This is a genomic window from Pseudomonas sp. KH_050 (genome assembly GCF_057838875.1).
Genome location: NZ_CM174478.1, coordinates 4,192,425 through 4,207,051, shown reverse-complemented (window position 1 = coordinate 4,207,051; position 14,627 = coordinate 4,192,425). Strand labels below are relative to the sequence as shown.

At 58.8% G+C, this 14,627-nt stretch carries 11 protein-coding genes; 8 read left to right on the top strand and 3 right to left on the bottom strand.

Translation table 11 applies throughout. From position 1 onward, the window contains the following. The first annotated feature begins 209 nt into the window (after positions 1 to 209). The 6 genes from AC3IUA_RS19145 to AC3IUA_RS19120 all read left to right on the top strand — a co-directional run bounded on the left by AC3IUA_RS19145 (position 210) and on the right by AC3IUA_RS19120 (position 8,157). The gene (locus tag AC3IUA_RS19145) at positions 210 to 473 is read left to right on the top strand and encodes a DUF2790 domain-containing protein (RefSeq protein WP_489356306.1); all 264 of its coding nucleotides are present in this window, start codon (positions 210 to 212) and stop codon (positions 471 to 473) included. A gap of 80 nt (positions 474 to 553) precedes the next feature. Further along, entirely contained in the window at positions 554 to 1,762 is a 1,209-nt protein-coding gene (locus AC3IUA_RS19140; RefSeq protein ID WP_489356304.1) for a cytochrome c biogenesis protein DipZ, read from the top strand. A gap of 1,297 nt (positions 1,763 to 3,059) precedes the next feature. After that, complete coding sequence (locus AC3IUA_RS19135; protein ID WP_489356302.1) at positions 3,060 to 4,553, top strand: OmpA family protein; 1,494 nt, start codon at positions 3,060 to 3,062, stop codon at positions 4,551 to 4,553. A gap of 17 nt (positions 4,554 to 4,570) precedes the next feature. Continuing rightward, on the top strand, positions 4,571 to 6,358 hold the full coding sequence (locus AC3IUA_RS19130; protein ID WP_489356300.1) for a hypothetical protein: 1,788 nt from the start codon (positions 4,571 to 4,573) through the stop codon (positions 6,356 to 6,358). Further along, positions 6,358 to 7,191 (top strand): hypothetical protein, encoded by an 834-nt coding sequence (locus AC3IUA_RS19125; protein WP_489356299.1) that lies wholly within the window; start codon positions 6,358 to 6,360, stop codon positions 7,189 to 7,191. The genes AC3IUA_RS19130 and AC3IUA_RS19125 overlap by 1 nt, the downstream gene beginning before the upstream one ends. 54 nt (positions 7,192 to 7,245) lie before the next feature. Further along, positions 7,246 to 8,157 carry a hypothetical protein gene (locus AC3IUA_RS19120; protein ID WP_489356297.1) on the top strand — a complete coding sequence of 304 codons (912 nt, stop codon included), beginning with the start codon at positions 7,246 to 7,248 and terminating at the stop codon, positions 8,155 to 8,157. A gap of 43 nt (positions 8,158 to 8,200) precedes the next feature. Here the strand turns inward: AC3IUA_RS19120 and AC3IUA_RS19115 are convergent, their stop codons facing one another. After that, positions 8,201 to 8,866 (bottom strand): glutathione S-transferase family protein, encoded by a 666-nt coding sequence (locus tag AC3IUA_RS19115; protein ID WP_489356295.1) that lies wholly within the window; start codon positions 8,864 to 8,866, stop codon positions 8,201 to 8,203. A gap of 165 nt (positions 8,867 to 9,031) precedes the next feature. Further along, complete coding sequence (locus tag AC3IUA_RS19110; protein WP_489356293.1) at positions 9,032 to 9,601, bottom strand: RrF2 family transcriptional regulator; 570 nt, start codon at positions 9,599 to 9,601, stop codon at positions 9,032 to 9,034. Between the two features lie 340 nt (positions 9,602 to 9,941). Here AC3IUA_RS19110 and AC3IUA_RS19105 point away from each other — a divergent pair, with 340 nt between their 5' ends. Beyond that, on the top strand, positions 9,942 to 11,144 hold the full coding sequence (locus AC3IUA_RS19105; RefSeq protein WP_489356291.1) for an NAD(P)/FAD-dependent oxidoreductase: 1,203 nt from the start codon (positions 9,942 to 9,944) through the stop codon (positions 11,142 to 11,144). Positions 11,145 to 11,313: 169 nt separating this feature from the next. Here the strand turns inward: AC3IUA_RS19105 and AC3IUA_RS19100 are convergent, their stop codons facing one another. After that, on the bottom strand, positions 11,314 to 12,072 hold the full coding sequence (locus tag AC3IUA_RS19100; protein WP_489356289.1) for an SDR family oxidoreductase: 759 nt from the start codon (positions 12,070 to 12,072) through the stop codon (positions 11,314 to 11,316). Positions 12,073 to 12,440: 368 nt separating this feature from the next. On the opposite strand from AC3IUA_RS19100, the gene AC3IUA_RS19095 reads away from it, so the two are divergent. Beyond that, positions 12,441 to 14,531: a DNA/RNA non-specific endonuclease gene (locus tag AC3IUA_RS19095; RefSeq protein ID WP_489356287.1), complete on the top strand. Its 2,091-nt coding sequence runs from the start codon at positions 12,441 to 12,443 to the stop codon at positions 14,529 to 14,531. The last annotated feature ends 96 nt before the right edge of the window (positions 14,532 to 14,627 follow it).

Here is a 14,627-nt window from a genome sequence, read left to right as displayed (position 1 = left end):
TGGGTAGCGCTGGATACACAGGGATACAAAGTCGACGCTTTTTCGGCTGGATGTATCTAACTGTATCCAGTCGCCATTTTGATACTTATCGACTTGATGGACGGTTGTTTACGACACATTCGAGATACCTCAAGGGCATTCAATAAGCTCCATCGAGGCAATGCGAAACGCCTCAACCCATCGCCCATTGAAGACCTGAGGAAACACCCATGAACTGGAATCCCCTCTACGCCGCCTGCCTGTTCGTCGCGCTGAACGCTGTGGCGATTTCTGCCCACGCCGAAGCCGACCTTAAAGCTGAAACCTACTCCTATGGCACTCATCTGGATATCCAAAAGGTGCTCTCCACTGTGGATGAGGGTGGAGCGTTCTGCGAGGTGGTGAATGCCCGCCTGACGTACCTGAATTCACAGGGCCAGAAACGCGCCCTCGACTACAGCAAATTCGCTGAAGCCTGCAACCTGGGCAGCTGATCAGCTGCAGCAATAACCCTCCCGAGCGAGATTGCGCAGCAGCGCCGCCAGTCTCGCGATAAAACTCAAAAGGTAATCCCATGTTACTCATTGCATTCCTGGGCGGGATATTGACTGTCCTCAGCCCCTGCATTCTGCCGGTCGTGCCGTTCCTGTTCGCTCGGGCGGGCCGTTCACGTTCCTCGGTCTTTCTTACCTTGAGTGGCATGGTGTTGACCTTCGCGCTGGTATCGAGCCTTGCGGTGGTGAGCAGCGAATGGGTGATCCAGGCCAACAACACCGGTCGCCATCTGGCCCTGATCGTCATGGTGCTGTTCGCCCTGTCGCTGATCTCCGCCAGAGTCGGTGACTGGCTGGCACGGCCCTTCGTCCTGCTCGGCAACCGCATTGATCCTGCCAGTCGCAAAATGTCCGGGCCATTGGCCTCGGTGCTGGTGGGCGTTGCCACGGGGCTGCTCTGGGCGCCGTGCGCCGGGCCGATCCTCGGGGTGATCCTCAGCGGCGCGATGTTGCAAGGCGCTAACGCAGGCACCAGCCTGTTGCTGTTGGCCTATGGCCTGGGCAGTGCGCTGTCCCTGGGGACGCTGATCTTCGCCGGGCGCGGGCTGGTCAGCCGCTTGAAACCTTCGATACCGGTCACTGGCTGGTTGCGCCGTGGGGCGGGTTTCGCGGTACTGCTGGCAGCGGTGGTGATTTCCACCGGCGTCGATAACAAACTGCTCGCTGGCACTTCTTCCCAGGGCTCTGCCGCTGTGGAGAAAAGCATCCTGGAAAAGATCCCCAAGGTGGTCGACTACTTCGTCAGCAAAGTCAGCGCGGCGTCATCGATGGAGTTGGGAGTGAAAGGCACCTTGCCGCCGCTGTCGGGGGCGGTCGAGTGGCTCAATTCTGCACCGCTGAGCAGTGAGTCACTGCGCGGCAAAGTAGTGCTGGTGGACTTCTGGACTTACGACTGCATCAACTGCCAGCACACCTTGCCTTATGTGAATGACTGGGCGAAGAAGTACGAGAAGGACGGCCTGGTGGTCATTGGCGTTCATACGCCCGAGTACCCTTACGAGAAAATCATCGACAACGTCCGTAAGCAGGTTAAACAGCTCGGCATCGGCTACCCGGTGGCTATCGACAACAATTATGCGATCTGGCGCGCATTCGACAATCAGTACTGGCCTGCCCATTACTTTATCGATGCCAAGGGTCAGGTTCGCTATAGCCACTTTGGTGAAGGCAGTTATGCCGAGCAGGAGAAGGTTATTCAGCAACTGCTGGAGGAAGCGAAGGCGGGCTGACAGCCGGCCTGTTTGTTGTGGATACACAGGCTGCGATCTTTTGATCCTGCCTTTGCGGCGCCGCCGAAAAGATCGCAGCCTGCGGCAGCTCCTACGCGCCGACCGGGTACACCTGCAATGGGTTGGGTGCACACAAACCCCCCGGTAGGAGCTGCCGCAGGCTGCGATCTTTTGATCCTGCCTTTGCGGCGCCGCCGAAAAGATCGCAGCCTGCGGCAGCTCCTACGCGCCGACCGGGTACACCTGCAATGGGTTGGGTGCACACAAACCCCCCGGTAGGAGCTGCCGCAGGCTGCGATCTTTTGATCCTGCCTTTTCGGCGCCCCCAAAAAGATCGCAGCCTGCGGCAGCTCCTACGCGCCGACCGGGTACACCCCGCAATGGGCTGGGTGCACACAAACCCCGGTAGGAGCTGTCGCAGGCTGCGATCTTTTGATCCTGCCTTTTCGGCGCCCCCAAAAAGATCGCAGCCTGCGGCAGCTCCTACGCGCCGACCGGGTACACCTGCAATGGGGCGGGTGCACACAAACCCCGGTAGGAGCTGCCGCAGGCTGCGATCTTTTGATCCTGCCTTTGCGGCGCCGCCGAAAAGATCGCAGCCTGCGGCAGCTCCTACGCGCCGACCGGATCTAGCCAAGAAAACAGCATTTATCCTGTAGTCGGACGCTTTTGCCCGATTGGTCTGCTTCCTTATTGTGTTAGATTCGTCACATTCTGAGCGTAAACTACTCACACGGACGAGCAGGCCTTCAGGGCCTTTTATTTATACGGACATTCCCTCCCATGGGCTTTCGCTTCGGCAAACGCATCATCCTTTTGCCTGCAATTCACCTCAATGCAAGCGGTTCGGGCCTCTGCCTGTCTGCGGCTTCACCCTGCGCGCGCGATGGGGTGCATGGCACCGCAGGCAGTCCGGTTTGCGGCCGGCCCCGCCGTGCCAGGCTCTCTGGCGCTGGCTCTCTGACTGATACCGGGACTTTCAACCGCGTCACTAGGCCGACGCTCACGAACAGCCGCCCGGTATCTCGAAGTGTAGATGCGTTGCAGGCATCGACCTTGATCACGCCATTCAAAATGGCTGACTTCTATCGATAAAAAAACACACCGCAGGACTATTTGACGACCTCCGGGTCGCTATGAATTCAGCCGTTGAGCTGAAAAAAACTCCCGTCGGATTGACGGACTTTGTAATGGGGAGAGGGGCATTCACATGCTTGCAAATCGAGTATTGAGACCTACGGCAGTCGCACTTGCGATTGCATCAGGCCTTAGTGGCTGCGCCACAGTTGATGACTACATGGGCGCGTCCTCGGGTACCAGCGCATGTCTTGCTGGCGGCGCTGTTGGCGCAGCCCTCGGGATCGCCGTAGTTGCCTTGAGTAAAGGCAACGGTGGCGACTACGTGAAGGGCGCAGCCATCGGTGGCGGCGCGGGTTGTGGTGTAGCACTGCTGTACCGTGAGCGGGTGCAGAAGCTGCAAGCAATCGCAAAAGAAGAAGGCCTGGTCATGCAGGTCAATGAGCTGAACGCTAACGTCGCCACTACGCCAACGGCAAAGCCGAGCGTGCAGGCCGTTGGTGTTGAAGCGCAAGTGCAGTCCTCCGAGATGTTTACTGTCGGATCGGCAGAGCTGACAGCCGACGGCCGTCGCCAGCTGACTCGCCTGGCGGCGGCATTGGCGGACAAGCAACCGGCTCAGGGTCAGCAACCAGCCCCTCAGAAGCCCAAGAAGGTTCTTGTGGTCGGCCACACCGATGCCACCGGCGCGGCTGAATTCAACCAGAAGCTGTCCGAGCAGCGCGCTCGCGCTGTAGGCCAGATCCTGGCTGATGTGGGTATCGCGCGTCAGGATATTTACTACCAGGGCGCTGGTGCTTCCCGCCCTCTGGCTAACAACACCACCGAGCAAGGTCGTGCCGAGAACCGTCGTGTCGAGTTTGTCGAAGTCGACAGCGAGAAGCTGCTGGTCGAGCGCGTGCGCAGTGAACGCAGCAACGCCAAGTACCTTGCTCACGGCACAGCGCCTGCGGCCCAGGTCAAGCCTGCCAGCTCCAAGCCTGCCAGCACCAGATCGCCGACAACCAAACCTGTCGTGGTCGCCAGCACCCAGCCTGTGGCGCCGGTCGCTCAGGCACCCGCGGTGACGCTGCCGGCTGCGGTTAAAGAGCCAGCGTCCGCCAACCCCAGCCGCTCGCCGAGTGTTGCGCTGGACGGCAAGGGTGGCGTCGACTTCGGCGGCAATGCCGTGACGGACACGCGATCGGCCCTGGCCATGGGTATCACGCCGAAAAGCTCGTCTTTCTCCTTCATCGGCACCGCTAACGCGAATGCTCCCCTCAGCTCGTGCGTAGCCGACCAGCCGCGCATCGAGGGTCAGGTCAAGAGCCTGGCTGATGACAAGCCACTGAATGAGTTCGCGACTAATGAATTCTTCCCTGGCCTGACTGGCAAACCCTGGGCGAATGCGGTCAACGGCCACTCCGTCACTGTGGGCCCGATCGCTGTTCTGCGTGATGACGCCAAAATTGCTCAAGCGCCAAAAATGCAGTTCATCACTGACTTCGCAACACCGCAGAAGAAGCAGAGCCCGAGCTACGCATCTATCGCCAACACCTACGAGGGTGAGAGCCAGATTCTGTATCGGGTATTTGCCGTCGATCAGCAGAAATCTCCGATCACTTGCATGGACATCGTTTTTGACAAGCGTGCTGGCAGCGCAGTCGCAGGCGAAATTTATTACCCGAAACAGGGTGACGCTTACGTCGCTCAGTTCATTCCAGCGCGCCGCTAAGCATAGAGGGACTAACAATGCTCGAAATTTTCCGCACGTTTTTCATGGCGTACTGGTATGTGATCATCCCGGTCGTCTTCACGGTACTCCTGGCAATCCCGGTGATTGTCTACTGGTCTTCCTATAAATACTGGCTGATGAAGGTCCGTATTCGCCTGCCCGGGTTTGGCCGGATCAGCCATTGGGTCAAGCACCCGGGCGATAAGGAAAAGCCCAGCGAAACCAACCCCAAGCCACTCGGTTTTCTGTCGTCCGAGCGCGAACTGTGCTCGTTCTACGATAAATACTATCGGGTACACCAGCCTTCGGAAGCCAACTTTCGTCGCAACCAGGACTACCTCGGCAAGATCAACGAAGATGGTCGAAGAGAGAAGGGCATTGGCCTTTGGACGCTGATCATTGTCCTGATGCTGATCGAGGCCACGGCTTTCGGTTTCGCCCTGGCGCCGTTTGCCCTGACATTGGCAACACCGAACACGGCGCTGGCGGGTGCCTTCGCAATCGGCCTGGTGATCTCGATCATCGGCCTGTTCCTTTCTGAGTTCGCCGGCCGCGCGCTCTACAAGAACCGTGTCGTCGACAACATCATGTCCTACGAGAACCTGCGCCGCACGGGTGCTGGCGGCGATATGATCAGTACCCACATCATCACCATCGACAATACCTATGACGATGATGCGTGCGCTCGGTATCAGCAGATGCTGAACCGCGTGAAGGTGGACAAAGACGGCGACATGCCTGCCAAGCGCTACACCATGCTCATCGGCTATGGCGTGTTCATCATCGGCTTGGCGGTTGCTGCGTTCTGGGTCCGTACCGAAACCCTCAATGCTCAAGAGTCCGACCTGATCGCTAACCCGCCGGCAGTGGTCCAGTCCGCTGATGACTTCCCGGTGGCATCAAACGGCGTGCCGATTCCGGACGACATGCAAGCCCTGTCTGACAGCGTTGCCGGCAAGTCGGCTCAAGATCAGATCGATGCGCTGCACCGCGCGTCTCTGGTGACCTTCGCTGTACTGAGTGGCCTGTTCATCTTCATCCAGGCGAGCTCGACCTACCTTGCGTTCATCTTCGGTTTTGCCGGTACCCACTCGCGCAAGGCTTGGGAACTCACCCATAAATTCTCCACTGCCGATGACTTCATGCGCTTCCACGCAAACAAGGCCCGCGGCGTTGCAAACGATGCCCAGGCTTCTCTGGGGATGCTCCAGGGTCTGCAAATGAAAGTGTTCCGCGTGGGTGGCAAGGAACTGGAAGAGTTGCGTTCGGATCTGCTGAGCCGCACCTTCGAATCCTATATCGCCCAGGAAGACGAAAAAGCTGCAACCAAAGCGCGCAAGGATATTACCGACATCCTCGGCAAAGAGAGCCGCAAGGTCATCGAGAACTACTTCAAGAAGATCGTTGCCGATCTGTCCGCTGCAATTGAAGCGGGCGACAATGCCAGGATCAACGAGTTGATCTCTGTTGCCGGTCCGCGTTTCGATCAGATCGACGAAAACGATCCGACGCTGGCCGATTTCAAGAAGCAGTTTGCCGGCCTGAGTATCTTCAACGCCAAACCGACAGTTGCGCCGGCCCCGACTCCGGCTCCTGTCGTTGCCCCGGTCCTGGCGCCCGTCGTTGAAGCTGCCCCGGCTCCGGCCGCTGCCCCTGCGCTGGCAGCCTTTGATCACAATGCCTTTGGCGATCTGACCGGTTACGACGAAGACGACATCGACTACGTGGCCAACAAGAAAGGCGTGGACGCGGCGACCATCCGACGTGCCCGCAAACTCCAGCTGCTCGACAAGTCGGAGGCCTGATGAAGTTCAAGAGCCTGATCCTGGCTCTGGCATTTGCGCCCGCTGCCCTCGTGGCAGCGGAGCGTAATGATGTCCCGAGCTGCTACGCCCAAGCGAAGATCGAAACGTTCCGCAGCGCGCCTTCTGGCCGCATGCTGACGGTAGTCGTCGACCAGACAACACCGCTGACCGAGGACCTGCAAAAGACCGCCTGGGGCCACATCAAGCGCTTCCTGCAGCCAGGCGACAAGCTGCGCCTGTACTCGTTCAGTGCTTACCTCGAAGGTCACTACACTCGCCTGCAATTCGCCGGCGCACTTGAGAAGCCAATCGATCCAGCGGTCCTGGGCGACGTACCGATGATGGCCAGCCGTAAGTTTGATGGCTGCATGAAGGGCCAGTCGGCTGCACTGTATCAGCGCTTCGGCAAGGCCTTCTCTAACGCGATGGGTAAATCCAGCGCGGACATTCCGCGCAGCGAGATCCTGTTTAGCCTGAAGTCCATCGGCGAAGACATCAACACTGCCGAAGGTGTCAATGAGCAGGTCATCCTGCTCATGTCCGACATGCTGGAATACAGCGACTTTGGCAGCTTCTACACCAACAACGGCATCCGCGAGATCAACCCGGGCGTGGAGCTGGCAAAGGTCGAGAAGCAGAACCTGCTGGCGGACTTTGCCGGTGCCCGGGTCTACGTTCACGGCGCGGCATTCGTGCCTACCCAGGTCAAGAACGGCTACCGCAGCGGCAAGATGATCCAGAACCTTGAAGGTTTCTGGAGCAACTACTTCGAGAAATCGAATGCAGAGCTGAAAGGCTTCGGCAACCCTGAGTTGACGATCGCCGTCGAGTGATTGATCGGCCGTCCGCGGACGGCCTTTTCATTGATGATTGATGAGGAATGGAAGATGAGTCTCTGGGACGACCTGAAACAGAAAGCCGTCGATGCCAACCCGGAACTGGCCGCAAAGGCTGTTCAGGCTTTGAACAAGGCCAAAGACCTGGCCGTTGAGGCAGGCCAGAAGGCCGCGCCAGTGCTGAAGGAGGCGGGCGAGAAGGCTGCCGCCTACGCTCAGGAAAAGACTCCGATCGTCAAGGCGCAAGCCCTGAAGGCCATTGAGGATGCCAGAATCCGCCGGGTTGAACTTCAGGAGCGAGCGAAGAACGACAAGGCTGCACGCGATGAAATGATCCGCACGATGTATGACATCAGCCTGTCGCCGCAAGACGAACTATTCATCGACGAGCCGTTCAACCACTACGGTCGCCAATTCAACTTCTTCATCATCACCGGCGAGGTACTGGACTCTCAGAAGCGCAACCAGGTGCATCTGGAGGCGGGTCATTCTCATCGTTCTGGCGGCGGCTACATCAGCAATGGCAGCGGCTATGTAGGTGGCGGTTCATCTTCGTCCTACGTCAGTAGCCATAACGTCCAGGAGCATGAGTTCTGGGTGAGGGTTGGTGACGGTAAAGAGGCTTGCTTCCAGCTCGCCAACAAGGATGTCCGGATACGCGAAGGCCAGACCATTTCGATGTTCTTCATGAAGCCGGCTGACAGCACTAGCGGGGACATGGTCGCGCTCTACAACCACAGCTCCGACAAGAACCACGTCATCAGATCCCCGGCGCAGATCAACAGCCTGTTCAACCTCTATACGGTTGAGCCCGGGTTCTTCAACAAGAACGAAGTTCTGACCACTCGCAACCGACTGCTGCTGGAGCTTGATCGTCGCCTCAACCAGCTAGGGACGTATGCGGCGATACATGGAAAACCCCTCGTCATGATCCAGGCAACTGACGACGAGAACCATGGGTAAGTTTCGCAAGGCCACTCTGGATAGCCCCTCAGGTCATGTCCGACTACTGCCGAAACCGCTCCGGGATGGCCTGCGCAAATGGATAGAGTGGAAAGTACGGCCTGGCTTCGTCCAGTACCCGCTGGAATGATGGTCTCTGCGTCAACCGGTCGAAATAGGCGCTCAAGTGGCGCTGGTCGTCGGGAAACGGCTGCAGCGTGCTGGCATAGAAAAGCGCCGGCGCAGCGGCGCAATCGGCCAGGCTGAAGTCTGGACTGGCAACCCAGGTTCTGCCCGCCATCTGGCGGTCGAGCATGGCGTACGCCGTCTCCAGCATGGATCGTTCTCTGGTCAAATCGCCATTGGCTCCGCGCAGGCGATCACCGACAATCTGTTGCATCGGCGCATGGATGTAATTGTCAAAAAAACGGTCCCATAAACGTACATCCAGCGCGGTATCCCAATCGCCTGGAATCAGCGGATGTTCACCTGGATAAAGTCGATCCAGGTACTCGATGATAAGGGTGGCTTCCGCCAGGTTGCGCTGGTGAGCAGGGTCGCGGATCACCGGGAATTTGCCGATCGGCCATAATGCTTGAAGCTCTGCTCTGTCTGCATCGTCCGTGAGATCGATGATCCTTCTTTCGAACTTGATGTTGTTTTCGTAGAGCGCGATGAGCACTTTGTGGCAGTACGACGCCAGCGGATGGTAGTAAAGAGTCAGCGACATCTTTCAGCTCCTTCAAAGGAAGTGTGGGACGCCCTTCACTCAGAGATGAGCAGAGAACAAGGCATGTGATGGAGCCGTGGGTTTCTCGCGGGTTCTGTTGCTCTTCGGCGCTGTATCAAGGCACCTTTTAAAGGCTGCCAATTACTGTAGTCCGGTGTGCACTGCCTAGCTGGAAATATCGATCACCGCAATGGTCTGTCCGTCACCCGCTTGCACACTGGCATTGCCTTTCTTTTCGCGCCGATCGTTGATCCAGGTGTCGACCTGGGTGGCGAACTCCGCGGGGGCTTTTCGTCCGAACTTTCTGGCGATGTCCAGAATGGTCTGTTGGGCGAGGGCTTCTTCCATGCGTTTCTGCGCCGTCAACATGGCCCCATGAACCGCGCAATAACCATCCAGTGCCCAGGCGGGTGGAGAGCCTTCGAACACGGCGCAACGGCCGCGGATTTCCCGGCAGTCGAAGATCAGCTTGCGGCCGTCGATGGCGTTGACGATATCGAGAAGACTGATTTCATCAGAAGGCCGTGCCAGCTTGAACCCGCCTCGAACCCCTTCGGTTGCCACCACCAGTTTTGACTTGGCCAGCTTGGTAAAGATTTTCGCCAGGTAGTCCTGGGGCACGCCTTGCAGTTCCGCGAGGTCGCGCACGCTCGCCTCACGGCTCTCGCCACCGTCGCCCACCAAAAACAGCAGGCAATGAATGCCGTACTCAACGCCTGCGCTGTAAAGAGACATCAGAATCTCCGACTAAATTAGTCGCATATTTTAGCAGCGAAAGGTGAGGGAGGGCAACGAATCGCGCCCTTTTGGCCTTGCGCTTCTGGACCTTTCCGGTTCTACAAAAGCTATCTATAGCGGAACATGCCCGGTGTAGAGCGATGCCTGGGTACCCATCCAAATATTCGATGAAAATGATCGATAAAAAAATCTTGCTCCGGATAACTACGATCAATATAGTCGTAGTTATCCGGTCGGCGACGGCACGCGCTTTTCAAGAACACGGCGCGCCACATTCATGCCCGCTACCGAAAATGCGTGATCCCTTTAACGAACTCATCACTTGGTGGAGTTAAGAATGAAACAGCAAATCCTGGTAATCGGCGCAGGTTTCGGTGGTATGTGGACGGCGTTGAGCGCCACGCGTCTGTTCGACATCCACGGTCATTCCGACGTTGAAGTGACCGTACTGGCGCCTCAGGCCGAGCTGCGGGTCCGTCCGCGTTTTTACGAACCGAATGCTCACCAACTGGCCGCGCCGATCGGCGAATTGTTCGATGCGGTAGGCGTCAGGTTCATCAAGGGCGCCGCAGAGACCATCGACGTGCAGCAAAAGCGTGTCGCCTATGTCGATGCGTCCGGCACCCGGCAAGTGCGCAGCTACGACAAACTGGTGCTGGCCACCGGCAGTCGCCTCGCACAGTCCAGCACCCCCGGCGTGACCGAATACGCCTTCGATGTGGACCAGATCGAACAAGCCGTACGCCTGGAGAACCACCTCAAGGCCCTGGCCAACCAGCCGCAGAGCAAGGCCCGCAACACGGTAGTGGTCGCCGGTGGCGGCTTCACCGGGATTGAAACCGCAACCGAAATGCCAGCGCGTCTGCGGGCCATCCTCGGTGGAGATGCAGACTTCGAAGTGATCATTGTTGATCGTGGTGAAAAAATCGGTGCGTCCATGGGGGCCGAAATCAGCAAGTCGATCGTCGAGGCCAGCACTGAGGTGGGCGTGACATGGCGCTTGAAGTCGACGGTGGCTGGCGTCGATGAAAAGGGTGTAACCCTGGCTGACGGCCAACGCATTGAAGCCAGCACCGTGGTCTGGACCACCGGTGTGCGGGCCAGTTCGCTGACCGAACAGATTCCCGGTGAACGTGATTCCCTAGGCCGTCTGCACGTCGACGCCCACCTGAAAGTCATCGGCCAGGCAGATATTTATGCCACCGGCGATGTGGCCTACGCTGCTACCGATGACATCGGCAACTACGCACTGATGACTTGCCAGCACGCCATCGCGTTGGGCCGCCATGCCGGCAACAACGTTGCCGCGCATCTCCTGGGTGTGGATCCGACACCCTACAGCCAGCCCAAGTACGTCACCTGCCTGGACCTGGGCAGCTGGGGCGCGGTTTACACCGAGGGTTGGGATCGTCAGGTGAAGTTGACCGGGCAAGAAGGCAAGTCGCTCAAGACCCAGATCAACACCCAGTGGATCTACCCGCCGGCGGCCAACCGCGAAGCGGCATTGGCAGCAGCCGACCCGCTGATCCCTGTCGCTTGAGACGACAGTGCTCGCAGCGTTATCTGGATGATGCTGCCTGTTGCAAGAAAACCGCCCACGTCATCCTGGGCGGTTTTTTTATGCGCTTCTTAATGATCAGCGCGCACCTGAACCCCGGCGACTGTCCGCACCCGCCAGGCCCACGCGGTCCCGGCGGTGGTCGCAATGGTCAGGCTTTGGGCGGGTTGCTCTTGAGCCAGGTTTCGAAGCGGGTCCTTCCGATGATGGGGTTGCTCCCCGGTGTCAGCGATTGATCATTGATGGGCGCGCCGAAGTAAGTTGCCTTGTCGTCCGGGACGGCTTGGCGCGGATCTTTGCTGTGTTTCAAGAATATTTTCACGAACTCCACCAGTGGTTTGCGCTCGGGCCCGGCAACTTCCACGGTTTTATTGATCGGTGCTTGCACTGCAATCTTTGTCAATGCCTCCGCGACGTCGAAGGCGGCAATCGGTTGCAAAGTGGCGGAGGTCAAAAGGATCGAATTGCCTTGCTGGATGCCTGATTGAGCAATCGCACCCATGAACTCGAAGAACTGTGTGGCGCGCAGGATCGAGTAGGGAATGCCGGAGTCCTTGATAATCTTTTCCTGAGCCATTTTCGCCCGGAAGTAACCGCTTTCGAGCATCCGCTCGGTGCCCACCACTGACAGGGCGACATGGTGCCTGACTCCGGCGGCCGCTTCGGCTGCGAGGAGGGTGCGCCCGGACGTTTCGAAGAAGTGCAGAACTTCGACGTCGTCGAATGATGGCGAGTTCGCCACGTCGACGACCACGTCGGCGACTTGTAACGCTTCCGGCAGCCCTTCGCCGGTGAGCGTGTTGATGCCGGTACTCGGCGCCGCGGCTACGGCGTCATGCCCCAGATCCCGCAAGTTCTTGCAGACTTGGCTGCCGATCAGGCCGGTGCCACCGATAACGACGATTTTCATGTCCTGTCTCCAGATGCGTGTCCCAGTGCGTGCGTTCTGGCCCGGGGCGCCCGGTACGGGGTGGCAGAGCCAGCGTTGGATGTGTTCCGGCCCCACGGTAGGGCCTGCTGTTTATTACACAGAATCTCCCCGGTGGCGGAGGTATCAAGTGCTCATTCACGCCAGCCGACAGGCGGTTGGAAGTTCTCCCGATGTCAAGGCGCGCCAGCGTTGGAGCAACGCTCGACCGATCGTTCGCCCACGCCAAGGGACGCTGGCGGCTGAGCAACCTTTCTTGGTCTACCCTCAGTCTGGAAACCTGAGCCTGGAAACCCTGAGTCTGGAAACGCACTCTTCAGCATGACTGCCTTGAGCAAGGGAGAATCGAGATGAGCCTGGTCCGACAGCATCAACTGGATCTGAGCGCGCAACGAGCTGCGCTGGCCGGCATAGCTGATGGTAGCGCGCAACCACTCAATCCCCCGGTTGCGGGGCTTGCGCGCCAGGCGTCGCCTTACAGGCTGGGGGTCAGGAGGGCCTTTTTGTCTGCCGGTGGCGCCCGGCCGACCCAGGTAGAACAAGAGCGGATCCTGGGGGCCAATGATCTGGTCGATGAGTTCTACTTCGACCGGGCGCTGCTTGCCGGCATGCCGATCTGTCGAATTCTGGTGCGTTCGGACGATGGCCGAACCCTGGGCTACGGAACAGGCTTCATGGTATCGCCGCGACTGCTGCTGACTAATGAACACGTGTTTGGCAGTGCCGAAGAAGCAGCGCCCTCGTTGGCCGAGTTCAACTATCGCCTGGGCGTTGCCGGTGACCCCGAACCCGCGCACCGATTTCGCTTGCGGCCCGATCAGTACTTCTTCTGTAACGTCGAACTGGATTATGCCTTGGTGGCAGTGGAAGCCGAGCCCGTCGAGGGGGGCGCCGCATTATCGAATTTTGGTTACCACCGCTTGATGCCGACCAGCGGCAAAGCAATCCAGGGCGAATGGCTGACCATTGTTCAGCATCCTGGCGGGGCACCGCGACAATGGGCCATTCGAGAAAACCGCTGCACCAATGACAGCCTGCCCGATGTGCTCTGGTATCGAAGCGATACGGCACCAGGCTCCAGTGGGGCGGCGGTGCTCAATGACAGTTTTCAAGTGGTGGCGCTGCATCACTCGGGTGTGCCGCGAAAGGATGGCGCTGGACGCTATCTCCTGCGAGACGGTCGGGCTGTCGCCAGCCTTGATGGCATCGACGATTCACTGGTGGAGTGGGAGGCCAACGAAGGTATTCGCGTCAGCAGTATCTGTACTCACATCGATCAGGCCGCGACCGAGAACCTTGGCTATCTGGCCGAGTTCAGAGCGGCTCGGGAGGGTGGCGATGTCCTGTCCACTGCTTACCAGGCTGCGCGCGCCGGCAAGGAGTCAACGCCGAAAATCACCCCGACAGCCACCGCTGGCAGCCAGGGTTCACGCATCGAGATCGGCACCCTGGTACTCGAGCTGGGTGGCCCCTTTGCCAGGCTTGCAGCGAATCTGGGCTTGGGAACGTCTGCGCCCCAGACACCTCCCGCGGTTCCCCTCCAGCCGCCAACCCAAATACCCACCCGGATTCTCGGGGCGGTTTCTCAGGAGGCAATGAGGGAACCGATTGTCGACAGGGACTATTCGACGCGGACCGGTTTCGATACGCAGTTCCTGGGCCTCGAAACCCCACTCCCTACCGTCAAGGACCCTGAGCAAATCGCGCCGAGCAAAACCGGCGAAACAGTCATCCCGTATGAGCACTTCAGCCTTGTTCTCCATCGACACCGCCGGCTTGCACTGTTCACCGCCTGCAATGTCGATGGCCAAAACAGCGCCAGGCGGCCCGAGCCGGGGTACAAGTACACCCGAGATGAACTGACCGGCCTGCGCGAGGGTGACTCGGAGAAGTGGTTCCTGGACCCCCGCGTGGAAGAGCGCTTTCAGATACCCGATCGGTTCTACAGCAAAGACAACGGTGCCTTCGACAAAGGCCACATTGTTCGTCGGGAAGACGTCTGTTGGGGAACTTCCTTCGCCCAGATCCAACGGGCCAATGGCGATACCTTCCATGTGACCAACTGCTCGCCTCAGCTCGGAAACTTCAACCGCTCCGGCAAAAAGGGCATTTGGGGACAGCTGGAAAACTTCATTGGCGCCCAGGCGGACCTGGAGCGTTTTTGCATTTTTTCCGGACCGGTATTGTCTGACGACGATGTGATTTTTCCAGGCACCGAGCGAGTGCAGATTCCCTCGCGTTTCTGGAAGGTCATCTGCGCGGTAAAAAATGCCAAGCTCCAGGTCTTTGCCTTTGTTCTGGAGCAGGACCTTTCCAGCTTGCCCAAGGAATTCATCCTGACGCCGGAATGGAAAGCCCGGCAGAAATCACTGCGAGCAGTCGAAGACCTGATCGGCCTGGTGAGCTTCCCGCAGATCTACCATGATGCGGATCAGGTATAGCCTGGCTCGATACTGTGTGTTCCCCGTCAGACGTGACCGCAATGCTCGAGTGGCATCAAGCAACGCTCAGTAGTGAGGCCGCGGAGGAGGGCGTTC